Genomic DNA, 25,119 nt, shown 5'->3' with positions numbered 1-25,119 from the left:
CCTCGGCCTCAGTCCCCGCGCCGCAGCAGGTAGATATCCATGATCCAGCCATGCCGCTCGCGCGCTGCGGCGCGGGCCTGCACGATGCGCGGTGCCGCCTCGGCCAGCGGGCCGCTGTCCAGCATCTGGCGGTCCATGCCCAGGTAGGCACCCCACCAGATGTGCAGGCCGTGGGAGGGCAGCTCGGTGAAGCTGCATTGCCCGTCCAGCATGACCACGGCCGTGTCCACGCCGGGCGGCCAGCCCTGCTCGCGCAGCTGGCGGCCCGTGGTCACCACGAAGGGCTGGCCTATGCCGTTGAGCGCAATCGCATGCGCGGCGCACAGCACCTGCATGGAGCTGATGCCCGCCACCACGCGCACGCTGTGCGGCGCCGGCTGCATGCGCGCCGCGATGCGCAGGGTGCTGTCGTACAGCGCAGGGTCGCCCCAGACCAGCAGGGCGACCTGCAAGGGCTGGCCGGGGGTGCGCGGCTGCAGCCCCTCGTCCAGGGACCGGGTGATGGCCGCCTGCCAGCAGCGCGTGATGGCCGCATGCCATTCATCGACCTGGGCCAGGTAGTCGTCGCCCACGCTGCGGCGCACGGGCATGTCGAAGCCTTCGATGCGCGGGCCGGGCGCAGTGAGCACGGCATCGCACAGGTCGCGGCGCAGGGCGGCGAGTTCGGCCTTGTCCTCGCCCTTGTGCGGCAGCAGGATCAGGTCGGCGGCCTGCATGGCGGCCTGGGCTTCGCGCGTGAGGTGGTCGGGGTTGCCCGTGCCTATGCCGATCAGGCTCAGCGCCACGGGCGGCAGGGCCGCGCTCATGGGGCGGGGTTCCCGAGGGGCACGTCGCTCACGGTGTCGCTCACGGTGTCCCTCAAGGTATCCCTCGCGGTATCCAGCGTGGCACCCGCATGCACATCGGTGGCGGGAAAGCGCGGCTCGGTGCCCAGCGGGCGGTAGCGGCGGTCGTAGTCGGCCGCGTAGAGGCGGCTTTCGCCGAAGTCCTCGGCCTGCAGGCTGCGGCCCACCAGGATCAGGGCCGTGCGCTCCATATGGGTGGCCACGGCCTCGGCCAGGCTGCCCACCGTGGTGCGCACCACGGTTTCGTCAGGCCAGCTGGCGCGCCAGACGATGGCCACGGGGCAGTCGGCGCCGTAGTGCGGCAGCAGCTCGGACTGCACCTTGGCGGCCACATGGATGGACAGATGGATGGCCAGCACGGCACCCGTGGCCGCAAAGGCGGCCAGGTTCTCGCCCTCGGGCATGGCCGTGGCGCGGCCAGAGGTGCGCGTCAGCACCACGGACTGGCACAGGCCGGGCAGGGTCAGCTCCGCGCCCAGCGTGGCAGCGGCGGCCGCGAACGAGGGCACGCCGGGCGTGACGGTGTAGGCAATGCCGGCCTCGCGCAGGCGGCGCAGCTGCTCGCCCATGGCCGACCACACGGACAGGTCGCCCGAGTGCAGGCGCGCCACGTCTTCGCCACGCGCCTCGGCGGCCTGGATCTCGGCCACGATGTCGTCCAGGCTCATGGATGCGGTGTTGACGATGCGCGCGCCCGGCGGGCAGTGCGCCAGCAGCTCGCGCGGTATCAGCGAGCCTGCGTACAGGCAGACCGGGCAGGCCGCCATGAGGTCGCGCCCGCGCACGGTGATCAGGTCGGCGGCGCCGGGGCCGGCGCCGATGAAATGCACGGTCATGCCGTTGCTCCTTGTTTCTTGGCCTGGCTGGCGTGGGCCAGGCAACAGTTCAGAGGACCGCCCTGGCCCACGGCCAGGGCCAGGGTGGCGCTGCCGTCGTCCGCCACCAGGCGGGTCACGCTCAGGGCGGAGTGCGGGCCTGCGGCGGCCAGTGCCGCCGCCTCGGCCACGCTGCCGGTGCCGTAGCGCGCCAGCATGCGCGGCGATTGGGTGACCACCGGCTGGCCCGGCAATTGCGCGGACGGCACACGGACCAGGACGGCCGAGGGCACGACCGCCGACATCCAGGCCTCCAGCGCCGGATGGCCGGCCTTGGTGTCCAGCACGGCCACGGCGCAGACGGGCTGCGGCGCGCAGGCTTGCTGCAGCAGGTGCGCCTGGGCCCGCTGCCACAGCGCCTGCAGCGCATGGGGCAGTGCGTCGGTGTGCAGGCCCAGGCCCAGCACGCCGCAGCGGTGGGGGATGGCTTCGTCCGGGTTCACCGCTGCCAGCTCCACTGCACCAGCGGCCGCGCAGCCTTCCAGCTGCGCATGCGGCCCAGCGGCTCGGCGCTGGAAATCTCCAGCCGCAGCAGCTGGCCGCCGTGCTGGGCCTGCAGTTGCACCAGCAGGGCCTCGGTCTCCAGCGTCACGGCATTGACCACCAGGCGGCAGCCTGCGGGCATGAGGGCCTGCAGGCGATCGAACAATTCGGCGTCAAAGCCGCCGCCCACGAACACGGCCTGGGGCCGGGCCAGCGCCTGCAGTTCGGCCAGCGCCTCGGGCGCCACGCCCTGCACCACGCGCAGGCGCGCCTGCAGTCCGAAGCGCCGGGCGTTGAGGCGGATGTTGTCCGCACGCGCCGCATGCTGCTCCAGGCTGATGGCCGAGCCACCGGCCAGGCACCACTCCACGGCCACCGAGCCCGAGCCGCCGCCCACATCCCACAGGCATTCGCCGTGGCGCGGCGCAAGAGCCGCCAGGGTCAGCGCGCGGGCCGGGGCCTTGGTGATCTGGCCGTCGTTGGCGTACCAGTGATTGGGCCGGCCCGGCACCAGCGGCAGGGCCGCGCCGCCCTGGGCGAGCACGGCCACGGCCACGGGCGCGCAGGCAGGGTCGGCGGCCAGGGCCTGGGCGGCTTCGGCGGCGCGCCATGCGCGGCGGCGCTCGCGCGGGCCGCCCACGGATTCCATGACCTCCAGGCGGCTGTCGCCCCAGCCTTCCTGCACCAGCCAGTCGGCCAGTGCGGCCACGGCGGCGCCATCGCGCAGCAGCACCAGCGACTGGCGGCCTGGCGACAGGTGCGGCAGCAACTGCTGCACATGGCCGGCATGCAGGCCCAGGCAGACCGTGTCTTCCAGCTTCCAGCCCAGGCGGGACGCCAGCAGCGAAAATGTCGAAGGTTGGGCGTGGCAGCGCCACTCCTGCGGCGCCAGATGCGCCGCCAGGCTGCCGCCCGCCCCGAACCAGAACGGATCGCCCGACGCCAGCACCACCGTGGGCCGGCCACGGCAAGCCAGCACGGGCGCCACGTCAAAGGGCACGGGCCAAGGCCGTCCACGCTCGCCGGCACCGGCCAGCGCCAGGTGGCGCGGCCCGCCAAAAACGGTCTCGGCCGCGTCCAGCGCGCGCAGCGCGGCGGGCGAGAGGCCGTCCAGGCCGTCTTCGTTCAGGCCCACCAATGTCAACCAGGGATCAGTCATGCCCCATGTTCTCCTGCTGGGCGGCACCAGCGGCGCCAGCCAGCTGGCCCAGGCCCTGCACCGCGCCGGCATTGCCGCCGTGTTCTCGTATGCGGGCGTCACGCAGTCGCCCGTGGCCCAGCCCCTGCCCACGCGCGTGGGAGGCTTTGGCGGTGCCCAGGGCCTGGCGCAATTCCTGCGCGGGCAGGCCATCAGCCATGTGGTCGATGCCACCCATCCGTTCGCCGCGCAGATGAGCCGCAATGCCTGCGAGGCCTGCGCCGCCACCGGCACGCCGCTGCTGGCGCTGGAGCGCGAGCCCTGGCAGGCCAGTGCCGGCGACGCCTGGATCGACGTGCCCGACATGCAAGCCGCCGCTGCCGCCCTGCCCCAGGCAGCCGCCCGGGTGTTTCTGGCCGTGGGCCGCAAGCAGCTTGCGGCCTTTGCGGGCCAGCCGCAGCACCACTATCTGCTGCGCCTGGTCGATGCGCCCGGGCCCGGCAGCCTGCCCCTGCCCCACACCACGGTCGTGCTGGGGCGCGGTCCTTTCAGCGCGGACGACGATGAAGCCTTGCTGCGCACGCACGGCATCGAATGGCTGGTGGCCAAGAACGCGGGCGGCGAGGCCACGCGCGGCAAGCTCGATGCCGCACGTGCCCTGGGCCTGCCCGTGGTGATGGTGCAGCGCCCGGCGCTGCCGCAGCGCCAGCGCACCGGGTCGGTGGCTGCGGTGCTGCACTGGATTGCTCATGGCGTGCTGCCGATAGCACCGCCCGCGCCGACAGCACCGCCCGCGCCGCCATCCATGCCGTAGTGGCGTGGCGTGTAGACCCAGCGGCCCACGCGGCGCGTGGCGCTGTTGCCCACCAGGACCACGGTGCGCATGTCGGCCATCTCGGGCGTGGCCTCGGCCAGCGTGCATACGTGCAAGTGTTCCTCGGGCGTGGACACGGCGCGCGCGAACACCAGCAGGCGCTGCGGCTCGCAGCGGGTGCGCAGCAGCTCCAGCAGGCGCACAAAGCCTTCGGGCCGGCTCTTGGAGCGCGGGTTGTAGAAGGCCATGGCGAAGTCGGCCTCGGCCGCCAGTTCCACGCGCCGCGCGATCACCGGCCAGGGCTTGAGGTTGTCCGAGAGATTGATGCAGCAAAAGTCATGGCCCAGCGGCGCACCAGCGCGCGCGGCGGCGGCCAGCATGGCGGTGATGCCGGGCAGCACCTGGATATCGAGCGCCTGCCAGGCGGCGGCCTGCGCCGCATCGGCCGATTCCATGGCCTCGAACACGGCCGACGCCATGGCGAACACGCCCGGGTCGCCCGAGGACACCACGACCACCTGCCGCCCCTGCGCGGCCAGCGCCAGCGCCTGGCGCGCGCGCTCCAGCTCCACGCGGTTGTCGGAGGCATGCCAGGCCACGGCCTGGCCCTGACCCGCCTGCGCCAGCAGGGCCTGCGCGCGGGACACATAGGGCAGGTAGCCGACCACATCGTCGGCCGCGTGCAAGGCGGCTGCGGCTTCGGGCGTGATCTGGTCCAGTGCGCCCGGACCCAGCCCCACCACCGTCAGGCGGCCGGCGCTCACCATGCGGCCTCCGGCCGGCGGCCCTGGCCGTGCACGAGCACGATGGCGAAATAGGGGCAGGCGTCGTCGGACACATCACCCAGGCGCGCGACCTGCTCGCTGTCCGTGGTGCCGTTCTGCACCAGCCAGGCGGCGTCAAGCCGGCCGGTGCGCTGCAGGGCGCGGCGGATGCGCGGCAGGTTGCGGCCGACCTTCATGACCACCAGGGCCTCGGCGGACTGCATACGGCGCACCAGCTCGTCTTCGGACAGGGTGCCGGTCATCACGCTGAGCACGTCGTCGCCCCAGGTGATGGGCTCGCCCGTGGCGTGCCAGCAGCCCACCATGCCGGGGATGCCGGGCACCACGTCCAGCGGCACCTGGCCGCGTTCGCGCAGCCGGGTGTAGAGATGCATGAAGGAGCCGTAGAGGAAGGGGTCGCCCTCGCACAGCACCACCACCTGCCCGGTCTGCGCCAGCGCTTCCAGGCGCAGGCACCAGTCGTCGTAGAAGCGCGCCAGCAGGTCCACATAGGCGGGGCTGTCCACGGGCAGCTCGGTGGTCACCGGGTATTCCATGGCGTGCTCGGCAGCGCCTTGGGCCAGCAGGCCGTCCACCAGCTGGCGGGCCTTGCCGGGCCGGCCCTTCTTGCGGAAGAACGCCACCTGGCGGGCGCCGCGCACCAGGCGGTCGGCCTTGACGCTCATGAGTTCGGGGTCGCCCGGGCCCAGGCCCACGCAGACAATGCCGGGCCCACCCTGGCTGGGACGCGGCTGCCTACTCGACATGGCTGGCCAGTGCGTTGATGGCGGCCACGGTGATGGCCGAGCCGCCCAGCCGGCCATGCACGGCCATGCAGGGCACGGGCAGGTCCTGCATCAGCGCTTGCTTGGATTCCATGGCGCCCACAAAGCCCACGGGGCAGCCGATGATGGCGGCCGGCCGGGGGCAGGCCGGGTCCTGCAGCATGTTGAGCAGGTGGAACAGGGCCGTGGGCGCATTGCCGATGGCCACCACGGCGCCGGCCAGATGCGGGCGCCACAGCTCCAGCGCGGCGGCGCTGCGCGTGTTGCCCATGTCACGGGCCAGCGCAGGCACGCGCTCGTCCTGCAGCGTGCAGATGATGGGGTTGGCGGCGGGCAGGCGCGAGCGCGTGATGCCCTCGCTGACCATGCGCACGTCGCACAGCACGGGGGCGCCGTTTTGCAGGGCCTGCGCGGCGGCCTCGGCCATGCCGGGCGAGAAGGCCACGTGCGGGGCCAGCTCCACCAGGCCGGCGGCGTGGATCATGCGCACCACCACGCGTTCCTCGACAGGCGTGAAGCGTTCCAGCGCCGCCTCGCGGCGGATGGTGGCAAAGGACTGCCGGTAGATCTCGGCGCCATCGGTTTCGTAGCGGTGCAGCATTATTCTTTTGAAAACAGCAATCCCGGATTGTCTCGCACCGAGGCCAGGGTCCGCTGCTCCTGCGCCCTATCCCCGGCACGGCCATGGCGCACTACGGAATAGAAAGGGCCTTCGCCCTCGTCTTCACCTTCGGCACGCAGCACCACGGTGGCCGGCGCCTGCCGCGCGCAGCCCTTGGCGCATCCGGTCACATGCAGGTGCGCGCCGTGGGGCACCTGCGGCGCCAGCTCCAGCGCCAATGTCTGCGTGGGACCCAGGGCCTGGGTGCAGCCCGGCGCGCCGGTACAGGCGGATACGCGCAGGCGCGGGTCATGGGCGTGGGTGATCCAGTCAGCGGCGCTGTCCAGCCCTGCAGCCGCCCACCAGCGGGGCATGGCGGCGCCAGCTTCCGCGTCTTGGTCTTCCACCAGCAGCATGCGCCAGGGAGTCACACGCAAAAAGGCCTGCTCAGGCAAGGCGCGCAGCAGCCGCGCCAGCGCCACGGCCGGCAAGCGGCCCAGCGGCGCGCCCAGCAGCCAGCCCACGCCGGGCACGGCACCGGGCGCCGGTCCTTCGTCGTGGGCCGGGGTTTCTGTCTCCACCCAGTCCAGTCCGGGGGGCGGCTGCAGTTGCGCCGCCACCGCGGCCATGCGCCCGGGTCGCAAGCCCTGGGCGCGGCGAAGGGAGGCCTGACCGGCAAACCAGCGCGCCAACGCCAGGCCTGCGGCCACGGCCTGGCCTGCATCGGCCACGGCCAGCGCGTGGTTGCGTCCGTCAGGCTGCACCTGCCAGCCGGTGGAGGTGCGCTGCAGGCGGATATCGGCGGACACGCCGGCCAGCCGGCCCGGCGCGCCCTCCACCGACCAGCCGAACTTGGCCGGCAGGCCGGCCAGGTCGTCGGCCGCATCCAGTGCCTGCTGCAGGGCCTGGCCCAGCGCATGGACGGCCTCCTGCGGCCGGCACAGCGGGTCGATCACCAGGTTGCGGCGGCGCTCGCGGCCCGCGTCGGCATCGAGCAGGCCTGCGGCGGCCAGGGCGCGCAGCACGGCGGCGTGCCGCCCGGGCGCAATGCCGCGCAACTGCACATTGGCGCGGCTGGACAGCTCCAGCGCGCCGTTGCCATGCACCCAGGCCAGGCGCGCCAGCCGCCGCGCCTGGGCCACCGTCAGGCGCCCCAGCGGCGGGCGCACGCGCACCACCAGCCCGTCGCCGGAGGCCATGGGCTGCCAGGCGCCGGGGCACCAGCCTTGGATGTGGGGAGGGGTATGCATGGGATGGGGACCGACTGTAGCGCCGACGCAGCCTGTCCCGCAGGGGCAGCACCCGCAGGCGTTCAAGAAATGCGGGCTTTGTTGATCCAGCCTGCACGGGAAGCGCAGCGGTGACGCTGAACCGATGCCTCGTCTGAATTTGTCACTTCTCATGGAAATTTAACAATTTTCAAAGGGCTTTTATCAAATTAATCACTTATTCTTTGATAAAAACTGATACTTGCACCATCTACCTGGAAAGCGCCATGAATCTCCGCACCTGGACCGTCAAGACCAAGCTCTACGCCGCCTTCACCGCCCTGGCTCTGCTGGTCGCGCTGGTTTCCGTATCCGCTCTGCAGGCGCTGGACGATGCCAACCGCAACCTGACCCGGTTCGTCGATGGCGTGAACGCCCGTGCCCAACTGGCCGAACAGGTGCGCGCAGCCGTGGACAGCCGTGCCATCGCGGCGCGCAACCTGGTGCTGGTGAACACGCCAGCCGACCTGGAGCTGGAAAAAGCGGCCGTGTACGCCGCCCATGCCGAGGTCAAGACCCGGCTGGACCAGCTCAAGGCCCTGGTGGCCGCGCCCGGGGTGGGTGAGGAGGCACGCGCCCTGGTCGCCCGCATCGACCAGATAGAGCAGCGCTACGGCCCGGTGGCGCTGGACATCGTCGCGCTGGCGCTGCGCCAGCAACGCGACGAGGCCATTGCCAAGATGAACAGCGAGTGCCGGCCGCTGCTGGCCCAGCTGATCGCGGCCACCGACGAGTACAGCCGGCTCACGCGCCAGCACGCCCAGGACATGGTGGAGCAGGCCACGCAGTCCTATGTGCAGCAACGCAACATGCAGATCGGCATGAGCGCGGTCGCCTTCGTGCTGGCCCTGCTCATGGGCCGGCTGATCGCACGCGGCCTGACACGCGCGCTGGGCGCCGAGCCGGCCCAGCTGGGCGAGGTCGCCCGCCAGATCGCCGACGGCAACCTCGACCCCGGACTGCTGCGCAGCGAAGCGCCCGCCGGCAGCGTGCAGGCCTCGCTCAACGCCATGCACCAGAGCCTGGCCAGCGTGGTCAGCGACGTGCGCAACAACGCCGACAGCGTGGCAGTGGCCAGCGAGCAGATCGCCAAGGGCAATGCCGACCTGAGCCGCCGCACCGAGCAGCAGGCCAGCGCGCTGCAGCAGACGGCGGCCTCCATGGACGAGCTGTCCTCCACCGTGCAGCAGAACGCGGACAACGCGCGCCAGGTCAACCAGCTCGCGCTCGGCGCCAGCCAGGTGGCGGTCAAGGGCGGCACCGTGGTGCAGGAAGTCGTCGGCGCCATGCAGGACATCCATGCCAGCTCGCGCCAGATCGGCGACATCGTGGGCGTGATCGACTCCATCGCCTTCCAGACCAACATCCTGGCCCTGAACGCCGCCGTCGAGGCCGCTCGCGCCGGTGAACAGGGCAAGGGCTTTGCCGTGGTGGCCGCCGAGGTCCGCACCCTGGCCCAGCGCAGCGCGCAGGCCGCCCGCGAGATCAAGCAGCTCATCACTGACAGCGCCACCCGCGTCAGCCAGGGCGCGGAGCTGGCCGACCAGGCCGGCGCCACCATGGCCGAGGTGCTGCAATCCATACAGCGCGTGACCGACCTCATGGGCGAGATCAGCAATGCCAGCGACGAGCAAAGCGCCGGCGTGGCCCAGGTCGGACAGGCCATGAGCCAGATGGACCAGGTCACGCAGCAAAACGCCTCGCTGGTGGAAGAAAGCGCGGCGGCGGCCTCCAGCCTCAAGGCCCAGGCCCAGCGCCTGGTGCAGGCCGTGGCCATCTTCCGCCTGGGCGACCAGGGTGGCGCGGCGCAGCAGCCGCGTTTGCAGGCGCCGCTGCCGGCGTCCGTGCCCACGCGCGCGGCCACGGCATCTGCGCTGGCGCCGGCCAGGCCGGCACCGGCACGACCCGCAGCTGGCGCGCGCTCTGCAAGCCCTGCACGCCTGGCTGCGACCAAGCCGTCCGCCGAATCGCAGGACTGGACCAGCTTCTGAAGCCGGCAAGCCGCACGCATGCGCCGCCACCGCTCCTGCACCGCGCCCCTGGACAAGGCTGCGCAGGTGCGCGAACTGGAAGAGTTCTTCCGCGGGCAAAACCCCATCGACCTCGCTGCGGCCGACTGGCACACGCGCATGGAGCAAGGCCTGACCGCCGAGGAAGAAGCCGAATTCACTGAATGGCTGGCGGCCAGCACGGCGCACGAGGCCGCCTTGCGCCACCTGGGCCAGAGCCTGGCGGCAGCGCGGTCCATTCCCCCCGAACAGGTGGCGCGCCTGCGCGCGGAGCAGGCACGCCGGCGCTCGCAGTCAGCGCCTCACGCACGCCCGGAACCGGCCACGCAGCGCCCGTCCTCCGAAGAGCGCCAAGGCTGGAGCTGGTCCCGCCTGCTGCCGCGACCTGCCCTGGCGGCCCTGTGCTGCACGGTGGCCCTTGCCCTTGCCGTTGCCCTGGTCCTGGCCGTGGGCGTGGGCTGGCACCAGTGGCAGCAGCAGCCCACCTTCACCAGCAGCCACCTGACCCCACGCGGCCAGGCCAGGACCATCACCTTGCCGGATGGCACCGCACTGTCCCTGGATGCCGATACCCAGGCGCAGGTAACTCTGTACCGCGACCGGCGCGAGGTGCGCATCACGCAAGGGCAGATCCTGTTTGCCGTGGCGCCCGACAGCGCCAGGCCCTTCCATGTGCTGGCCGGCCCGGCGCGCGTCACCGTGGGCGGCACGCAGTTTTCCGTGCGCTATCGCGCCACGGGCATGGAGGCGGGCAGCGCCCAGGTGGCCGTGCAGGAAGGCCATGTGCGCGTGGCCGGTGCGCAAGGCGCGGCAACGCCTGCCGACCTGGTCGCTGGCCAGGCCCTGAGCGTGTCGCCTGCAGGCGTGCTCGGTCCGGTGTCGGCTGTGGCGCCCGGCAGCATTGCGCTGTGGCGCAAGGGACTGATCCGCTTCGAGAACACGCCCCTGGCCGACGCCCTGGCCGAGCTGGAGCGCTACGGGCCGACCGGCCTGGTGGTGCACGACCCGGCCGTGGCGGCTCTGCGCATTGGCGGCACCTACCAGGCCAGCCGCCCCGCCGAGTTCGCACGCATGCTGGCCCAGATCCTGCCCGTCACTCTGGTGGCCGGGCCCGATGGCCAGACCGAGATTGCCGCTGCGCCCTGAGCACGGAGGCGGGACCGGCCCCCGCTTCCAAGACTGCCTGCCGCGCCGGGCGCAAGCCCTCCTCCACCCTGCCCCGCTCGCCCTGGCTGTCTGCAATGACGACTGCCCAGCGCCGATGCGCAGCATCTGCAAGGGTGTCAATGACAATCGGCGGCGTGCGAAGCCCATGGGCTGCAACGCGGCGACAGCGGCGCGTGGTCGGTCGGCCGTCGTGTGCGAGATTGCCGCAAGCGATTTCCTGGACCGATGGAACGCGGCGGATGCACTCCGACTCACACCGTCCGCCGCTGTGGCCACAGCACCAGGCGCTGCACCCTTGTCGCGCAGCGCCGCACCCTCATTCATCCAACCGTTTCAAGGAGTTCCCATGCATCTTCAACGCACCGTCCTTTTTGCAGGCATGGCTGCCAGCATCTTTCTGGCGGCGGGATGGGCCACGGCCGCAGAAGGCCCTGCCACGGCCCAGGCCCCCCATGCCAAGGCCCAGGCCGCCAAGCCGGCGGGCGACACCGTGCAGTCGCAGCTGGAGACCTCCACCTGGGTGCCCGACGGCAAGGCCGATGCGCCGCGCGTGATCTATACCTTCACCGACCCCAACTGCAAGTACTGCCACAAGTTCTGGGAGGCCGCGCGTCCCTGGGTAGATGCGGGCAAGGTGCAGCTGCGCCACATCCTGGTGGGCGTGATCCGGGACGACAGCCCGGCCAAGGCCGCCGCCATCCTGCAGGCCCCGGACCGAGCGGCCGCACTGATGGAGCACGAGAAGAAGTCCGCCCAGGGCGGCATAGCGCCCGCCTTCAGCGTCAGCCCAGACGTGCGCAAGACGCTGGAGGCCCACCGCAAGCTGATGATGTCCCTGGGCTTCCGTGGCACGCCGGGCATCGTGGTGATCGACAGCCAGGGCGGCACCAAGAGCTATGGCGGCATGCCGCGCGATGCCGCCTTGCCGGAGGTGTTCGGGGCGCTGTGAGGCGGCGGCGCCGTCCAGCTGCCGCCCAGCACGCGGAACAGCTGGGCCAGCGCCAGCTGCCGCTGGGTCACGGTATCGATGTAGGCGCTTTCATTGGCGAAGGCGTTGCGCTGTGCGTCCAGGTAGCGCAGATGGTCGTCCACCCCCGCCTGGTAACGGGCCTGCGCCAGCCGCAGGCTTTCGCGGCTGCTGTCGCGCAGCGCCAGGCGTGCGGCTTCCTCGCGGCGCAGCGTGTCGGTGGCGGCCAGGGCGTCGGCCACTTCGCGGAAGGCGGTCTGGATGGCCTGCTCGTAGGCTGCCACGGCCATGTCCTTGCGCAGCACGGCCAGGTCGAGGTTGGCGCGGTTGCGCCCCCCGTCGAAGAGGGGCAGCGTGACCTGGGGAGTGAACGACCAGGCGCGCTGGCCCGAGCGGAACAGGTCGGACAGATCGGCGCTGGACGATCCCAGGAAGCCGGTGAGCGAGATGCGCGGGAAGAAGGCCGCGCGCGCCGCACCAATGTCCGCGCTGCGCGCGCGCAGCCGGTGCTCGGCCGCCTGGATGTCGGGCCGGTGGATGAGCAGTTCGGAAGGCGTGCCGGCCGACAGGTCCTGCAGCAGCAGGGGCACATCGGATGGTTGGGACGGTTGGGACGACTGTGCGGACAGGTACGGCGTCAGATCCTCCACGCCCGTCAGCAGCAGCAGGGCGTTGCCGGCCTGGCGCAGCTCGCGTTCACTGCGCTCCACGTCGGCGCGGGCCTGGGCGGCCAGGCCCAGGGCGTCCTGGTGGTCCAGGGCGGTGGCCGTGCCCGCCTGGCGCCGCTGCGCGGTCAGGCGCAGCGAGGATTCACGGCTTTGCAGCGTGCGCTGCGCCAGTTGCAGCCGGCGCAGGGCCCCATCGCGGGACAGGTAGGCCTGCACCACTTCGGCACCCAGGCTGATGCGGGCGGCGCGCGCGACCTCTTCGGTGGCCAGGTACTCGCCCAGGGCGGCTTCGGACAGGTTGCGCACGCGGCCGAACAGGTCCAGCTCGAAGGCGGCCAGCCCCAGGCCGGCCTGCCAGCTGCCCTGCACCTGCGGCTGGCCCGTGGCATTCATGTCGCCCGGCAGGCGCTGGCGCGTGCCGCCGCCCTGCAGGCCCACGCCCGGCAGGCGGTCGGCGCGCTGCACCTGGTACAGGGCGCGTGCCGCCTCCACGTTGAGCAGGGTCTGGCGCAGGTCGCGGTTGTGGGCCTGGGCCAGGTCCACCAGCTGGCGCAGCTGGCGGTCGGCGATGAAGCTGTTCCAGTCCAGCGTGGCCGCCGACGAGGACAGCACGGGCGCCGCATCCTGCTGCGGCCATTGCGTGGGAATGGGCGCCTGCGGACGCTGGTGGACCGGGGCGAGGGAGCAGCCCGCCAGCACCAGGCTGGCGGCCAGCGCACACAGGGCGCGTGGGAAGAAGTGCATGGACATGGCGCTTACTCGATGCGGGTTGCCGGGGCCTGCAGGGCAGGCGGGGTGCCGGCCGGCGCCTTGCGCCGGAACAGGGACAGCACCCAGACGAAGAAGACGGGAACGAAGACCACCCCCAGCAGCGTGGCCGACAGCATGCCGCCGATCACGCCGAAGCCGATGGCGGCCTGGCTGGAGGCGCCCGCGCCCGAGGCCAGCGCCAGCGGCACCACGCCCAGGATAAAGGCCAGCGAGGTCATGACGATGGGCCGAAAGCGCAGCCGCGCCGCCTGCAGCGCGGCCTGCGCCAGGCTGTGCCCCTGCGCATGCAGGTCCTTGGCGAACTCCACGATCAGGATGGCGTTCTTGGCCGCCAGGCCGATGATGGTGATCAGGCCCACCTTGAAGTACACGTCGTTGGACAGGCCCACGGCCGAGGTGGCCAGCACCGATCCCAGCGCGCCGATGGGCACGATCAGCATCACGGCGGCGGGAATGCTCCAGCTCTCGTACAGGGCCACCAGCAGCAGGAACACCACCACGATGGCCAGCGCGAACAGCTTGGGCGCCTGGGCACCGGCGGCTTTCTCCTGGAAGGACAGGGCCGTCCACTCGTAGCCTATGCCGCGCGGCATCTCGGCCATGATGCGTTCCAGCTCGGCCATGGCCTCGCCCGTGGTGTGGCCCGGCTTGGCATCGCCCGAGATGCGGAAGGCCGGATAGCCGTTGTAGCGCGAGATCTGCACCGGCCCGCATTCCCAGCGCACCGAGGCAAAGGCCGACAGCGGCACCTGCTGCCCGCTGGCGTTGGGCACGTGCAGGCGCAGGATGTCCTCGGGCCGCGCGCGGGCCTGGGCATCGGCCTGCACCACCACGCGCTGCAGGCGGCCCGCGTTGGGGAACTCGTTGATCACGGCCGAGCCGTAGGCGGTGGACAGGGCCGTGTTGATGGCGCTGAAATCCACGCCCTGGGCCTGCGCCTTGCGCCGGTCGATGTCCAGCCGCAGCTGGGGCGCATCCTCCAGGTTTTCCATCATGGCGTAGGCAATGATGGGCGAGGCATTGGCCTTGGCCAGCAGCTGGTCGCGCGCGGCGATCAGCGCCTCGCGGCCCAGGCTGGCGCGGTCCTGCAGGCGCAGCGCAAAGCCGCCGGAGTTGCCCAGGCCGTCGATGGGCGGCGGGTCCACGGCCATGACGGTGCCGTCGGACAGGCTGGCAAAGCGCTGGTTGAAGGCCTGCACCTCGTCCCACGACGCCTGCCCGGCGCCGCGCACCGACCAGTCCTTGAGCGTGACGAAGGCCAGGGCCGCGTTCTGCCCCATGCCCGAGAAGCTGTAGCCCATCAGGAACTCGGCCTGGGCCGTGGCGGGGCGGCCCTGGATGTAGTCCTCCATGTCCTTGACCATGGCCTTGGTGCGCTCCGTGGTGGCGCCCGGCGGCAGCTGCACGCCGACGATGTAGTAGCCCATGTCCTCGTAGGGCACGAAGGATTCGGGCATGCGCGTGTACGCCACGCCCAGCCCGGCCACGATGGCGGCATACACCAGCATGCAGCGCCCGGCGCGGCGCACCAGCCGCTGGTTGAGCAGGTCGAAGCGCTCGGTCAGCGCCGCGAAGCGGCGGTTGAACCAGCCGAAGAAGCCCTTGCGCTCGGCGTGGTGGCCCTTGGCAACGGGCTTGAGCAGCGTGGCGCACAGCGCCGGCGTGAAGGTCAGCGCCAGCAGGCCCGAGAACAGGATGGACACGGCCAGCGACAGCGAGAACTGCCGGTAGATCACGCCCACCGAGCCGCTCATGAAGGCCAGCGGCAGGAACACGGCCACCAGCACCAGGGTGATGCCGACGATGGCGCCCGAGACCTGCTGCATGGCCTTGACCGTGGCCGCCAGCGGAGACAGCCCCTCCTCGGCCATGAGGCGCTCCACGTTCTCCACCACCACGATGGCGTCGTCCACCAGGATGCCGATGGCCAGCACCATGCCGAACATGGTCATCATGTTCACCGAAAAGCCCAGCGCATACATCACGCCCAGGGTGCCGGCCAGGCAGACGGGCACGACGATGGTGGGAATCAGCGTGTAGCGCAGGTTCTGCAGGAACAGCCACATCACCAGGAACACCAGCGCCACGGCCTCCACCAGGGTCTGGATGACCTTGCCGATGGCCACTTCCACGAAGCGCGAGGTGTCATAGGGCACGGCGTACTGGATGCCGGCGGGGAAGTTCTGCGACAGCTCGGCCAGGCGCGCCTTGACGGCCTTGGCCGTCTGCATGGCGTTGGCGCCGGGCGCCAGCTGCACGGCGGCGGCCACGCCCTGGCGGCCGTCCTCGCGCGAGGAAAAGCTGTAGTCCAGCTGGCCGACCTCCAGCCGCGCCACATCGGCCAGGCGCACGGCCGAGCCATCGGCCCTGGCACGCAGCACGATCTGGCCGAACTCCTCGGGCGAGGCCAGCGTGCCCTTGACGGCAATGGTGGCGCTCAGCTCCTGGCCGGGCCCTGCGGGCGAGGCGCCAAAGCTGCCGGCCGGCACCTGCGCGTTCTGGGCGGCGATGGCCGCGTTCACGTCCGCCACCGACAGGCCGTAGCCCAGCAGCTTGTTCGGATCGACCCACACGCGCATGGCCACATCGGCCGCGAAGAACTGCACCTTGCCCACGCCGGGCACGCGGCGGATCTCGTTGTTGATGTTGCGCACGGCGTAGTCGGACAGGGCCACCTCGCTGTTGCCGCTGTTGCCGCTGCCGTCCTTGTAGGTCAGCGAGTAGATCATCAGGAAGTTGGCGCTGGCCTGCTCGACCTGCAGGCCCATCTGCATCACGGACGCGGGCAGGCGCGCCTCGGCCTTCTTGATGCGGTTTTGCACCTCCACCTGGGCCAGCGCCGGCTCGGTGCCCGGGGCGAAGGTGGCCGTGATCTCGGCCATGCCCGTGGAGCCGCTGGAGGAGTCGAAGTACAGCAGCCCCTTGGTGCCGTTGAGCTCCTCCTCGATGACGCTGGTCACCGACTCCATCACCGTGGTGGCGGAGGCGCCCGGATAGTTGGCGGTGATCGAGATCTGCGGCGGCGCCACGTTGGGAAACTGGGAGACGGGCAGCGCCGGTATGGCCAGCAGCCCGGCGAGCATGATGAAGATGGCCACCACCCAGGCGAAGTTGGGGCGGTTGATGAAGAACTTGGACATGGTCTATTCCTTGGGCACGCGCCGGCTCAGTCGCTGGACGTGGCGGAGCTGCCGGAGGCGCTGAAGGTGCCGGACAGCCCCGCCGTAGGGGAGGCCGCGGCATCGGAAAGGGCCGTGACCTGAACCCGCGCCCCGGGCTGCAGGCCCGCCATGCGGCCCACCACCACGCGCTCGCCGCCCTTGAGGCCTGCGCTGATCTGCCACTGCGCGCCATGCATGGCCGCGGTCTGCACGGGGCGCATCTGCAGCGTGTCCTCGCCGTCCACCACCAGCACGTGGGCCTGCCCGTCGGTGCTGCGCTGCACGGCCCGCTGCGGCACCAGGATGGCGGCAGGGTCCACGCCCTGGCCCACGGTCACGCGCACATACATGCCGGGCAGCAGCATGCCGTCGCGGTTGTCGAAGCGCCCGCGCAGCGCCATCTGGCCCGTGCCGCGGTCCACCGTCACATCCGAGAACAGCAGCCGCCCCGTGCGCTGCAGGCCCGTGCCGTCCACCTTCAGGGAGACCGGCGTGCCGTCCTTGCCCGCTGTCTGTGCCAGGCGGCCCTCGGCCAGGGCCGCGCGCAGGCGCTGGGCTTCGGCCACGGGCTGCTGGAAGTCGGCATAGACCGGGTCGAGCTGCTGGACCAGCGCCATGGGCGTGGCCTCGCCCTGGCCCACCAGGGCGCCCTCGGTGACCAGCGCACGGCCGATGCGGCCCGCGATCGGCGCCCTGACCGTGGCGTATTCCAGGTTCAGGGCGGCCGCCTGCACCTCGGCCTGGGCGGACTGCCGCGCGGCCTGGGCCGCCTGCAGGCGGGCCTGCATGGCCTCGAAGTCCTGGCGGCTGACTGCCTCCTGCGCCACCAGCGGCGCGTTGCGGCCGACCACGGCACGCGCATCGAGCAGAGCCGCCTCGGCGCTGGCCAGCTGGCCCTGGGCGCGGGACAGGGCGGCGCGCAGGGGCGCCGGGTCGATCTGGAACAGCACCTGGCCGGCCCGGACGTCGGCGCCTTCCTCGAAATGGCGGCGCAGCACGATGCCGGCCACCCGCGCACGCACCTCGGCCACGCGCACGGGCTCGATACGGCCCGGCAGCTCGCTGGACAGGGCCAGCGGCGCGGGCTGCACGGTGACGGCCTGCACCACGGGCAGCGCGTCACCCGCTGCGGCCGGAGCCTCGTTGCGGCCGCAGCCCGCTGCAAGGGCGGCCAGGGCGGCCAGCACCAGGGCCGCCAGCGGCAGGCCACGTCGCTTGTTCAGACGCATGCTCATGTTCACAACCTGATTGAGTTCGATACGAAGGCCGCGATGGTACATATCAGAATCAAATGAGTCAACATCGATTCATTTGATTCTTTTAAACATCAACAGATAAAATCCATGCACTTTCCAAGGAGGCATGACAAGCGATGACGAGCACCAAGCAAGAGGACGAAGGCAAGCTGCTGGGCGCACTGGCACTGGCGCTGCTGGACGATCCCAAGGCCAATCTGCAGGAGCTGGCACGCGCCATCGGCATCAGCAAGGCCACGCTCTACCGCTTCTGCCCCACGCGCGACCAGCTCATCGACCGGCTCATAGGACATGCGGCCGACACCCTGTCGCGCGCCATGCGCGCGGCCGAGCTGGAGCGCCACGCGCCGCTGGAGGCGCTGCGCCGCCTCACCGCCCACTGCCAGGACCACCAGACGCTGCTGCTGTTCCTGATGTATTTCTGGCGCTCCGACATCTCGGTGGTCGGCCAGATAGAGAGCGAATGGGTGGCGGCCATGGATGCCTTTTTCCTGCGCGGCCAGCAGGCCGGCGTGTTCCGCATCGACATCACGGCTGCGGCCATGACCGAGCTGTGGCTGTCCATGGTCGTAGGGCTGCTGGATGCGGAGCGGCGCGGCCGTGTTGCGCGGGCCAGCGTGGGGGCCGTGATGGAGCAGGCCTTCCTGCACGGCGCCCTGCAGCCCGGCGCACCGGCTGCGTAGTGCACCGGGCGCCGATGGGGAAACCGAGGTGATGAATGATGGTCATGCACTGCTTTCAATCGATGAAGGCAGCCATGGAATGGATCCACATCAATGAACTAGAATTTTTCTAGTTCAAAAATCCATGAATTTTTCTCACCAAAATGCTCGAACGCACCCACCTCGCCATCGTCCGTGAAGTCGAAAAACAAGGCTCGCTGACGGCAGCAGCCGGCGTGCTGTGCGTGACGCAGTCGGCGCTGAGCCACAGCATGAAGAAGCTGGAGCAGCAGCTGGGCACGGACATCTGGCTGCGCGAAGGCCGCAGCCTGCGCCTGACGCAGGCCGGCCAGTACCTGCTGGCCGTGGCCCAGCGCGTGCTGCCCCAGCTGGACCTGGCCGAGGAGCGGCTGCGCCAGTTCGCCCAGGGCGAGCGCGGCGCGCTGCGCATCGGCATGGAGTGCCATCCCTGCTACCAGTGGCTGCTCAAGATCGTCGCGCCCTATCTGGCGAGCTGGCCCGATGTGGATGTGGATGTGAAGCAGAAATTCCAGTTCGGCGGCATCGGCGCGCTGTTCGGCTACGAGATCGACCTGCTGGTCACGCCCGATCCGCTGTTCAAGGCGGGCCTGGAGTTCGTGCCTGTGTTCGACTACGAGCAGGTGCTGGTAGTCTCCAGCGCGCATGCGCTGGCAGGGGCCGATTTCGTGGAGGCCGCCCAGCTCGCGCCCGAGGTGCTGATCACCTATCCCGTTCCCATGGACCGGCTGGACATCTACAACCAGTTCCTCATGCCGGCCGGCATCACGCCGCGCCGCCAGAAGGCCATAGAGACCACGGACATCATGATGCAGATGGTGGCCAGCGGCCGGGGCGTGGCGGCCTTGCCGCGCTGGCTGGTGCAGGAGTACGCGGGCAAGCTGGACGTGGTTCCCGTGCGCCTGGGCGCCCAGGGCATTGCCAAGCAGATCTTCCTGGGCGCGCGCGTGGCGGACCTGCAGACCGACTATCTGCAGGCCTTCATCGAGCTGGCGCGCCAGCCGCTGGCCGCTGGCACGCCCCCTTCTCAGGCTGCCTGAGCCTGCGCCAGGAAGTCCTGCGCAAACCGCTGCAGCACCCCGCCGGCCTCGTAGACCGATACCTCCTCGGCCGTGTCCAGCCGGCAGGTCACGGGCACGCGCAGCGTCTGGCCGTTTCTGCGCTCGACCACCAGCGTGAGTTGGGTGCCCGGCGTGCGCTCGCCTTCCACGCCATAGACCTCCGTGCCGTCCAGCCCCAGGGTCTTGCGGTCGGTGCCCGGCAGGAACTGCAGCGGCAGCACGCCCATGCCGATGAGGTTGGTGCGGTGGATGCGCTCGAAGCCTTCGGCCACCACGGCCTCGACTCCGGCCAGCCGCACTCCCTTGGCCGCCCAGTCGCGCGAGCTGCCCTGGCCGTAGTCGGCGCCCGCGATGATGATCAGCGGCTGGCGGCGGTTCAGGTAGGTTTCCATGGCCTCCCACATGCGCACCACACGGCCTTCGGGCTCGATGCGCGCCAGCGAGCCCTTGTGCTGCACGCCATCGATGACGGCCATCTCGTTGACCAGCTGCGGGTTGGCGAAGGTGGCGCGCATGGCCGTCAGGTGATCGCCGCGGTGGGTGGCGTAGGAGTTGAAGTCTTCCTCGGGCAGGCCCATGCGCGCCAGGTATTCGCCCGCCGCGCTGTCGGCCAGGATGGCGTTGGAGGGCGACAGGTGGTCGGTGGTGATGTTGTCGGGCAGCAGCGCCAGCGGCCGCATGTTGCGCAGCGTGCGCGGGAAGGCCGCCAGCGCGCCCACGCCTTCGGTATCCCAGTAGGGCGGGCGGCGGATGTAGGTGGACTGGGGGCGCCAGTCGTACTGGGGCCGTGCCTTGTCGCCATCGTCCTTGCGGATGGCGAACATGGGGTCGTAGACGGCGCGGAATTGCGCAGGTTTGACCGCTTGCTCGACGATGGCGTCGATCTCCTCGTCGGCGGGCCACAGGTCCTTGAGGCGGATCTCGCGCCCGTCCACCACGCCCAGCACGTCCTGCTCGATGTCGAAGCGGATGGTGCCCGCCAGCGCATAGGCCACGACCAGCGGCGGCGAGGCCAGGAAGGCCTGTTTGGCATACGGATGGATGCGCCCGTCGAAGTTGCGGTTGCCCGAGAGCACGGCCGTGGCGTAGAGGTCGCGCTCGACGATTTCCTGCTGGATCCTGGGGTCCAGCGCGCCGCTCATGCCGTTGCAGGTGGTGCAGGCAAAGGCGACGATGCCAAAGCCCAGCTGCTGCAGCTCGCTGAGCAGCCCGGCCTCCTTCAGGTACAGCTCCACGGCCTTGGAGCCCGGCGCCAGCGAGGACTTGACCCAGGGCTTGCGCGTGAGACCCAGGCGATTGGCATTGCGCGCCAGCAGCGCCGCGGCGATGACATTGCGCGGGTTGCTGGTGTTGGTGCAGCTGGTGATGGCCGCGATGATGACGGCCCCATCGGGCATCAGGCCTTGTGCCTCCTGGGCGCGGGCGGCCTGCAGCTTGGCCGCATCGGCAATGCCGCGCTCGGCCAGGGCCGAGGTGGGCAGGCGCCGGTGCGGATTCGAGGGGCCGGCCATGTTGCGCACCACGGTGGACAGGTCGAACTGCAGCACGCGCTCGTACTGGGCATCGGCCAGGCTGTCGCTCCAGAAACCTGCGGTGCGCGCATAGGCCTCGACCAGGCGCACCTGGGCCTCGTCGCGGCCGGTCAGGCGCAGGTAGGCCAGGGTCTGGTCGTCAATGGAGAACATGGCCGCCGTGGCGCCGTATTCGGGGCACATGTTGGAGATGGTGGCGCGGTCGCCGATGCTCAGGCTGTCGGCGCCCTCGCCAAAGAATTCCACATAGGCGCCGACGACTTTTTGCTGGCGCAGGAATTCGGTCAGGGCCAGCACGATGTCGGTGGCGGTGATGCCGCCCCGGCGCCGGCCCGTGAGGCACACGCCCACGATCTCGGGCATGCGCATCCAGGAGGCGCGGCCCAGCATAACGTTCTCGGCCTCAAGGCCGCCCACGCCCACGGCGATCACGCCCAGGGCATCGACATGGGGCGTGTGCGAGTCGGTGCCGACACAGGTGTCCGGGAAGGCCAGGCCATCCTGCACTGTCACCACGGGGGACATCTTCTCCAGATTGATCTGGTGCATGATCCCGTTCCCTGCAGGGATCACATCCACGTTGGCAAAGGCTTTTTTTGTCCACTCGATGAAGTGGAAGCGGTCCTCGTTGCGGCGGTCCTCGATGGCGCGGTTCTTCACGAAGGCATCGGGATCGAAGCCGCCGCACTCCACGGCCAGCGAGTGGTCCACGATGAGCTGCACGGGCACGACGGGGTTGACCTGGGCCGGGTCGCCGCCTTCGGCCGCGATGGCGTCGCGCAGGCCGGCCAGGTCCACCAGGGCGGTCTGGCCCAGGATGTCATGGCAGACCACGCGCACGGGGTACCAGGGAAAGTCGATGTCACGCCGGCGCTCGATGAGCTGCAGCAGGTAGCCGTGCAGCTGCGCGGGATCGGCGCGGCGCACGAGGTTCTCGGCGTGGACGCGGGCGGTGTAGGGCAGGCGTGCCCAGGCGCCGGGCGAGAGCGCATCGACGGCGGCGCGGGCATCGATGTAGTGCACCGTGGTGCCGGGCAGGGGTTTCTTGTGGTCGTTGTTCATGGGGCGGATGCAATGCGGGCAGGCCTGCAGCCCGCCCGCCAGGTTCAGGACAGCGGCGGCTCAGGCGCGCGCATCGAGGGGCACGAACGTCTGGTCATCCGGCCCCGTGTAGTTGGCGCTGGGGCGGATGATCTTGTTGTCCTGGCGCTGCTCGATCACGTGCGCGGCCCAGCCGCTGGTGCGCGCGATCACGAACAGCGGCGTGAACATGGCCGTGGGCACGCCCATCATGTGGTAGCTGACGGCGCTGAACCAGTCCAGGTTGGGGAACATCTTCTTGACCTCCCACATCACCGATTCCAGCCGGTCGGCAATGTCGTACATGCGGGTGGTTCCGGCCTCGTCGGACAGGCGCTTGGCCACGCCCTTGATGACCACGTTGCGCGGGTCGCTGACGGTGTAGACCGGGTGGCCGAAGCCGATCACCACTTCCTTGGCATCGACGCGGCGGCGGATGTCGGCCTCGGCCTCGTCGGGCGTGTCGTAGCGCTTCTGGATCTCGAAGGCCACCTCGTTGGCGCCGCCATGCTTGGGCCCGCGCAGCGCGCCGATGGCGCCCGCGATGGAGGAATACATATCGCTGCCCGTGCCCGCGATCACGCGCGCCGTGAAGGTGGAGGCGTTGAACTCATGCTCTGCATAGAGGTTGAGCGAGGTGTGCATGGCGCGCACCCAGCCTTCGGACGGCCGGTGGCCGTGCAGCAGGTGCAGGAAGTGGCCGCCGATGGAGTCGTCGTCGGTCTCCACCTCGATGCGCCGGCCCGAATTGCTCCAGTGGTACCAGTACAGCAGCATGGAGCCCAGGCTGGCCATGAGCCGGTCGGCAATGTCGCGGGCACCCGCCAGGTTGTGGTCGTCCTTTTCCGGCAGCACGCAGCCCAGGGCCGAGACGCCGGTGCGCATCACGTCCATGGGGTGGGCGCCGGCAGGCAGCTGCTCCAGCGCCTGCCTGACGCTGGCCGGCAGGCCGCGCAGCGCCTGCAATTTGGTCTTGTAGGCCTGCAGTTCGGGGCGCGTGGGCAGCTTGCCGTGCACCAGCAGATGGGCGATCTCCTCGAACTCGCAGACCTCGGCAATGTCCAGGATGTCGTAGCCGCGATAGTGCAGGTCGTTGCCCGAGCGGCCCACGGTGCACAGCGCGGTGTTGCCGGCGGTCACGCCCGACAGCGCGACCGATTTCTTGGGCTTGAATGCGGACGCAGATGGCGAAGTTGGCGCAGATGGCGCGTCGATGGTCGTGGTACTCATGAAAGGGTCTCCTGGTTCAGATAGGAATGGGCAATGGCCGCAGGAAGGCCGTTGTGGTCGACAGCCACCATCTCGAACAGGCCCTTGAGCACGTCCTCGCAGGCAATGCCCGGCGCCTGGGCCGACGCGGTGACACAGACCGTCATGGAGCTGCGCCCCACGCGGCTGACCCAGCCGCGCAGGACGATCTCGTGGCCCACGGGCACGGGTGCCAGGAAGTCCACGCCGGTGACGGCCGCCATCACGACCTCGCGCTGTGCCAGGCTGCGCGCAGCGAGAAAGGCCGCCTTGGCCATGAGCTGCAGGCCCTGGCCCGCGAACAGCGTGCCGTGGTGGTTGGCCAGCGCGGGCAATACCAGTTCATGCAGCTCGGCGGTTCCGGTGGGTGTTGTCATGTTTCGCAATTTACGCAAAATAGCGCCCCTGCCATAGTGCTGAAAAGGCGAATTCTTGCGAAACGAAGTCCGCGAATTTGCAAATTCTGCGAATAACAGCCACCCGAGGAAACAGCCATGAAGAAGACGTTCATGGGCGTCAAGCTGCGCAAACTGCGCGCGGAGCACGGCCTGTCCCAGATCGCCCTGGCCCACGCGCTGGGCCTGTCGCCCAGCTACCTGAACCAGCTGGAGCAGAACCAGCGGCCGCTGACGGTGTCGGTGCTGCTCAAGCTCAACCGCGCGCTGGGCGTCGATATCCAGCAGTTCTCGGAGGACGAGGAAGCGCGCCTGGTCGCCGGCCTGCGCGAGGCCCTTGCCGAGGCGCCCGAATCCATTGCCCTGCCCGAGCTACAGGAAGTCGCCGCGCAGATGCCCGCCCTGGGACGTGCGGTGATGGCGCTGCACCGCCGCCATCTGGAGGCCCTGGAGCGCATCGAGAGCATGTCGCTCAGGCTGGGCGATGACCGCTCGGACATGCCGGTGGCGCGCACCATGCCGTTCGAGGCCGTGCGCGATTTCTTCTTTGCGCACCAGAACTACTTCGATGAAGTGGACCGCGCGGCCCAGGCCCTGGCCGGCGAGGCGCGTGCGGACCCGGGCCATCTGGCGGACTGGCTGGTCCGGCGGCTGCAGCAGCGCCACGGCGTGCAGGTGCATCGCCTGGAAGACTCCCGGCAAAGCCAGCGCCGGTTCGACCCGGCCACGCGCTCGCTGTGGCTGTCCTCGGCGCTGGAGCCTGCGCAACAGGCCTTCCAGCTGGGCACGCAGCTGGCCTTGCTGGAGATGGGCGACACGCTGGACCGGCTGATCGCCACCGCCGCCTTCCAGGGCGACCCGGCCTCAAGCAAGCTCGCCCGCGTGGGCCTGGCCAACTACTTTGCGGGCGCGCTGCTGCTGCCCTACGACCTGTTCCTGGAATCGGCCGAGCAGCTGCGCTATGACATCGACCTGCTGGGCCAGCGCTTTGGCGTGGGCTTTGAAACCGTCTGCCACCGGCTGAGCACGCTGCAGCGGCCCGGCGCGCCCGGCGTGCCCTTCTTCTTTGTGCGCGTGGACCGCGCGGGCAATATCTCCAAGCGCCAGTCGGCCACGCATTTCCACTTCAGCCGCACCGGCGGCACCTGCCCGCTGTGGACGGTGTACGAGGCCTTCGGCCAGCCCGACCAGGTGCTGCGCCAGCTCGCCAGCATGCCCGACGGGCGGCGCTACCTGTGGATTGCACGCTCGGTCTCGCACGGTCAGCGCGGCTATGGTTCGCCGCGCAAGACCTTCTCCATCGGCCTGGGCTGCGACATACGCCATGCCTCGCGCCTGGTCTATGCCAAGGGGCTGGACCTGGGCGATCCGGAATCGGCCACGCCCATCGGCATGGGCTGCAAGGTCTGCGAGCGTGACCAGTGCACGCAGCGCGCCTTTCCCTATGTGGGAAAGGCGCTGCATGTGGATGAGAACGCCAGCCGCTTTGCGCCGTACGGCGTAGGCGGCTAGCAACCCCAGGCATCCTGT

At 70.3% G+C, this 25,119-nt stretch carries 21 protein-coding genes; 7 read left to right on the top strand and 14 right to left on the bottom strand.

The annotated features are described in order from the left end of the window. Positions 1-8: 8 nt before the first annotated feature. From cobF to cbiE, 4 genes are read right to left on the bottom strand one after another with little or no spacing between them, the layout of a single operon-like run. Positions 9-806: a precorrin-6A synthase (deacetylating) gene (gene cobF, locus GRX31_RS19575; protein WP_160854323.1), complete on the bottom strand. Its 798-nt coding sequence runs from the start codon at positions 804-806 to the stop codon at positions 9-11. Beyond that, entirely contained in the window at positions 803-1,681 is an 879-nt protein-coding gene (gene cobM, locus GRX31_RS19570; protein ID WP_160854321.1) for a precorrin-4 C(11)-methyltransferase, read from the bottom strand. Before cobM ends, cobF begins: the two co-directional genes overlap by 4 nt. Further along, positions 1,678-2,163 (bottom strand): cobalamin biosynthesis protein, encoded by a 486-nt coding sequence (locus GRX31_RS19565; protein WP_160854319.1) that lies wholly within the window; start codon positions 2,161-2,163, stop codon positions 1,678-1,680. Before GRX31_RS19565 ends, cobM begins: the two co-directional genes overlap by 4 nt. Continuing rightward, positions 2,160-3,362, bottom strand: coding sequence for a precorrin-6y C5,15-methyltransferase (decarboxylating) subunit CbiE (gene cbiE, locus GRX31_RS19560; protein ID WP_202396645.1), 1,203 nt, complete (start codon positions 3,360-3,362; stop codon positions 2,160-2,162). The genes GRX31_RS19565 and cbiE overlap by 4 nt, the downstream gene beginning before the upstream one ends. On the opposite strand from cbiE, the gene GRX31_RS19555 reads away from it, so the two are divergent. Beyond that, the gene (locus tag GRX31_RS19555) at positions 3,361-4,155 is read left to right on the top strand and encodes a cobalt-precorrin-6A reductase (protein WP_160854317.1); all 795 of its coding nucleotides are present in this window, start codon (positions 3,361-3,363) and stop codon (positions 4,153-4,155) included. The two genes, cbiE and GRX31_RS19555, sit on opposite strands and share 2 nt — an antisense overlap. On the opposite strand, the gene cobJ is transcribed toward GRX31_RS19555, so the two are convergent. Genes cobJ through cobG form a run of 4 tightly spaced genes read right to left on the bottom strand, consistent with a single transcriptional unit; the run spans position 4,089 to position 7,555 of the window. Then, positions 4,089-4,922: a precorrin-3B C(17)-methyltransferase gene (gene cobJ, locus GRX31_RS19550; RefSeq protein WP_160854315.1), complete on the bottom strand. Its 834-nt coding sequence runs from the start codon at positions 4,920-4,922 to the stop codon at positions 4,089-4,091. The two genes, GRX31_RS19555 and cobJ, sit on opposite strands and share 67 nt — an antisense overlap. After that, entirely contained in the window at positions 4,916-5,686 is a 771-nt protein-coding gene (cobI, locus tag GRX31_RS19545; RefSeq protein WP_160854313.1) for a precorrin-2 C(20)-methyltransferase, read from the bottom strand. The genes cobJ and cobI overlap by 7 nt, the downstream gene beginning before the upstream one ends. After that, positions 5,676-6,305: a precorrin-8X methylmutase gene (locus GRX31_RS19540; protein ID WP_013800507.1), complete on the bottom strand. Its 630-nt coding sequence runs from the start codon at positions 6,303-6,305 to the stop codon at positions 5,676-5,678. The genes cobI and GRX31_RS19540 overlap by 11 nt, the downstream gene beginning before the upstream one ends. Beyond that, entirely contained in the window at positions 6,305-7,555 is a 1,251-nt protein-coding gene (gene cobG / locus GRX31_RS19535) for a precorrin-3B synthase (RefSeq protein WP_160854311.1), read from the bottom strand. The genes GRX31_RS19540 and cobG overlap by 1 nt, the downstream gene beginning before the upstream one ends. 245 nt (positions 7,556-7,800) lie before the next feature. On the opposite strand from cobG, the gene GRX31_RS19530 reads away from it, so the two are divergent. The 3 genes from GRX31_RS19530 (at position 7,801) to dsbG (ending at position 11,698) form a co-directional block, all read left to right on the top strand. Then, positions 7,801-9,564, top strand: a complete 1,764-nt coding sequence (locus GRX31_RS19530; RefSeq protein ID WP_160854309.1) for a methyl-accepting chemotaxis protein — start codon at positions 7,801-7,803, stop codon at positions 9,562-9,564. An 18-nt stretch (positions 9,565-9,582) separates the two neighbouring features. After that, positions 9,583-10,728, top strand: coding sequence for a FecR family protein (locus tag GRX31_RS19525; protein WP_160854307.1), 1,146 nt, complete (start codon positions 9,583-9,585; stop codon positions 10,726-10,728). A 367-nt stretch (positions 10,729-11,095) separates the two neighbouring features. Next, on the top strand, positions 11,096-11,698 hold the full coding sequence (gene dsbG / locus GRX31_RS19520) for a thiol:disulfide interchange protein DsbG (protein ID WP_160854305.1): 603 nt from the start codon (positions 11,096-11,098) through the stop codon (positions 11,696-11,698). Here dsbG and GRX31_RS19515 read toward each other — a convergent pair. From GRX31_RS19515 to GRX31_RS19505, 3 genes are read right to left on the bottom strand one after another with little or no spacing between them, the layout of a single operon-like run. After that, complete coding sequence (locus GRX31_RS19515) at positions 11,644-13,134, bottom strand: efflux transporter outer membrane subunit (RefSeq protein WP_017406591.1); 1,491 nt, start codon at positions 13,132-13,134, stop codon at positions 11,644-11,646. The genes dsbG and GRX31_RS19515 overlap by 55 nt on opposite strands. A gap of 5 nt (positions 13,135-13,139) precedes the next feature. Further along, positions 13,140-16,295, bottom strand: coding sequence for a multidrug efflux RND transporter permease subunit (locus GRX31_RS19510; protein ID WP_160854303.1), 3,156 nt, complete (start codon positions 16,293-16,295; stop codon positions 13,140-13,142). 26 nt (positions 16,296-16,321) lie between these two features. Further along, positions 16,322-17,551, bottom strand: a complete 1,230-nt coding sequence (locus tag GRX31_RS19505; protein WP_160854301.1) for an efflux RND transporter periplasmic adaptor subunit — start codon at positions 17,549-17,551, stop codon at positions 16,322-16,324. Between the two features lie 137 nt (positions 17,552-17,688). Between GRX31_RS19505 and GRX31_RS19500 the strand changes: the two genes are divergently transcribed. Together GRX31_RS19500 and GRX31_RS19495 are read left to right on the top strand one after the other, a co-directional pair. Continuing rightward, entirely contained in the window at positions 17,689-18,255 is a 567-nt protein-coding gene (locus GRX31_RS19500; RefSeq protein ID WP_160854299.1) for a TetR/AcrR family transcriptional regulator, read from the top strand. 143 nt (positions 18,256-18,398) lie between these two features. Continuing rightward, a complete protein-coding gene (locus tag GRX31_RS19495; RefSeq protein ID WP_017407102.1) occupies positions 18,399-19,313 on the top strand; it encodes a LysR family transcriptional regulator in 915 nt (304 codons plus the stop codon). Here GRX31_RS19495 and acnD read toward each other — a convergent pair. The 3 genes from acnD to GRX31_RS19480 are packed head-to-tail and all read right to left on the bottom strand — an operon-like array spanning position 19,301 to position 23,571. Beyond that, positions 19,301-21,928, bottom strand: a complete 2,628-nt coding sequence (gene acnD, locus GRX31_RS19490; RefSeq protein ID WP_160854297.1) for a Fe/S-dependent 2-methylisocitrate dehydratase AcnD — start codon at positions 21,926-21,928, stop codon at positions 19,301-19,303. The two genes, GRX31_RS19495 and acnD, sit on opposite strands and share 13 nt — an antisense overlap. A 60-nt stretch (positions 21,929-21,988) precedes the next feature. Further along, positions 21,989-23,176, bottom strand: coding sequence for a bifunctional 2-methylcitrate synthase/citrate synthase (gene prpC / locus GRX31_RS19485; RefSeq protein WP_160854295.1), 1,188 nt, complete (start codon positions 23,174-23,176; stop codon positions 21,989-21,991). Continuing rightward, positions 23,173-23,571, bottom strand: coding sequence for an acyl-CoA thioesterase (locus tag GRX31_RS19480; protein ID WP_160854293.1), 399 nt, complete (start codon positions 23,569-23,571; stop codon positions 23,173-23,175). Before GRX31_RS19480 ends, prpC begins: the two co-directional genes overlap by 4 nt. A gap of 117 nt (positions 23,572-23,688) precedes the next feature. Between GRX31_RS19480 and GRX31_RS19475 the strand changes: the two genes are divergently transcribed. Next, on the top strand, positions 23,689-25,101 hold the full coding sequence (locus tag GRX31_RS19475; protein WP_017407105.1) for a short-chain fatty acyl-CoA regulator family protein: 1,413 nt from the start codon (positions 23,689-23,691) through the stop codon (positions 25,099-25,101). The last annotated feature ends 18 nt before the right edge of the window (positions 25,102-25,119 follow it).

The sequence above is a fragment of the Delftia sp. CH05 genome, assembly GCF_009827015.1.
GTDB classification, from domain to species: Bacteria; Pseudomonadota; Gammaproteobacteria; order Burkholderiales; family Burkholderiaceae_C; genus Comamonas; species Comamonas tsuruhatensis.
The sequence above is the reverse complement of the archived record's forward strand: the minus strand, read 5'-3'. Positions and strand labels throughout refer to the sequence as shown.

Coding starts and splice junctions, on each gene's coding strand:
- prpC (WP_160854295.1), bottom strand. CDS start 23,176: ATGAGTACCACGACCATCGACGCGCCATCTGCGCCAACTTCGCCATCT.
- cobM (WP_160854321.1), bottom strand. CDS start 1,681: ATGACCGTGCATTTCATCGGCGCCGGCCCCGGCGCCGCCGACCTGATC.
- GRX31_RS19530 (WP_160854309.1), top strand. CDS start 7,801: ATGAATCTCCGCACCTGGACCGTCAAGACCAAGCTCTACGCCGCCTTC.
- GRX31_RS19480 (WP_160854293.1), bottom strand. CDS start 23,571: ATGACAACACCCACCGGAACCGCCGAGCTGCATGAACTGGTATTGCCC.
- GRX31_RS19500 (WP_160854299.1), top strand. CDS start 17,689: ATGACGAGCACCAAGCAAGAGGACGAAGGCAAGCTGCTGGGCGCACTG.
- GRX31_RS19540 (WP_013800507.1), bottom strand. CDS start 6,305: ATGCTGCACCGCTACGAAACCGATGGCGCCGAGATCTACCGGCAGTCC.
- cobI (WP_160854313.1), bottom strand. CDS start 5,686: ATGTCGAGTAGGCAGCCGCGTCCCAGCCAGGGTGGGCCCGGCATTGTC.
- acnD (WP_160854297.1), bottom strand. CDS start 21,928: ATGAACAACGACCACAAGAAACCCCTGCCCGGCACCACGGTGCACTAC.
- GRX31_RS19495 (WP_017407102.1), top strand. CDS start 18,399: ATGCTCGAACGCACCCACCTCGCCATCGTCCGTGAAGTCGAAAAACAA.
- GRX31_RS19525 (WP_160854307.1), top strand. CDS start 9,583: ATGCGCCGCCACCGCTCCTGCACCGCGCCCCTGGACAAGGCTGCGCAG.
- cbiE (WP_202396645.1), bottom strand. CDS start 3,362: ATGACTGATCCCTGGTTGACATTGGTGGGCCTGAACGAAGACGGCCTG.
- cobJ (WP_160854315.1), bottom strand. CDS start 4,922: ATGGTGAGCGCCGGCCGCCTGACGGTGGTGGGGCTGGGTCCGGGCGCA.
- GRX31_RS19555 (WP_160854317.1), top strand. CDS start 3,361: ATGCCCCATGTTCTCCTGCTGGGCGGCACCAGCGGCGCCAGCCAGCTG.
- GRX31_RS19505 (WP_160854301.1), bottom strand. CDS start 17,551: ATGAGCATGCGTCTGAACAAGCGACGTGGCCTGCCGCTGGCGGCCCTG.
- GRX31_RS19515 (WP_017406591.1), bottom strand. CDS start 13,134: ATGTCCATGCACTTCTTCCCACGCGCCCTGTGTGCGCTGGCCGCCAGC.
- cobF (WP_160854323.1), bottom strand. CDS start 806: ATGAGCGCGGCCCTGCCGCCCGTGGCGCTGAGCCTGATCGGCATAGGC.
- dsbG (WP_160854305.1), top strand. CDS start 11,096: ATGCATCTTCAACGCACCGTCCTTTTTGCAGGCATGGCTGCCAGCATC.
- cobG (WP_160854311.1), bottom strand. CDS start 7,555: ATGCATACCCCTCCCCACATCCAAGGCTGGTGCCCCGGCGCCTGGCAG.
- GRX31_RS19475 (WP_017407105.1), top strand. CDS start 23,689: ATGAAGAAGACGTTCATGGGCGTCAAGCTGCGCAAACTGCGCGCGGAG.
- GRX31_RS19510 (WP_160854303.1), bottom strand. CDS start 16,295: ATGTCCAAGTTCTTCATCAACCGCCCCAACTTCGCCTGGGTGGTGGCC.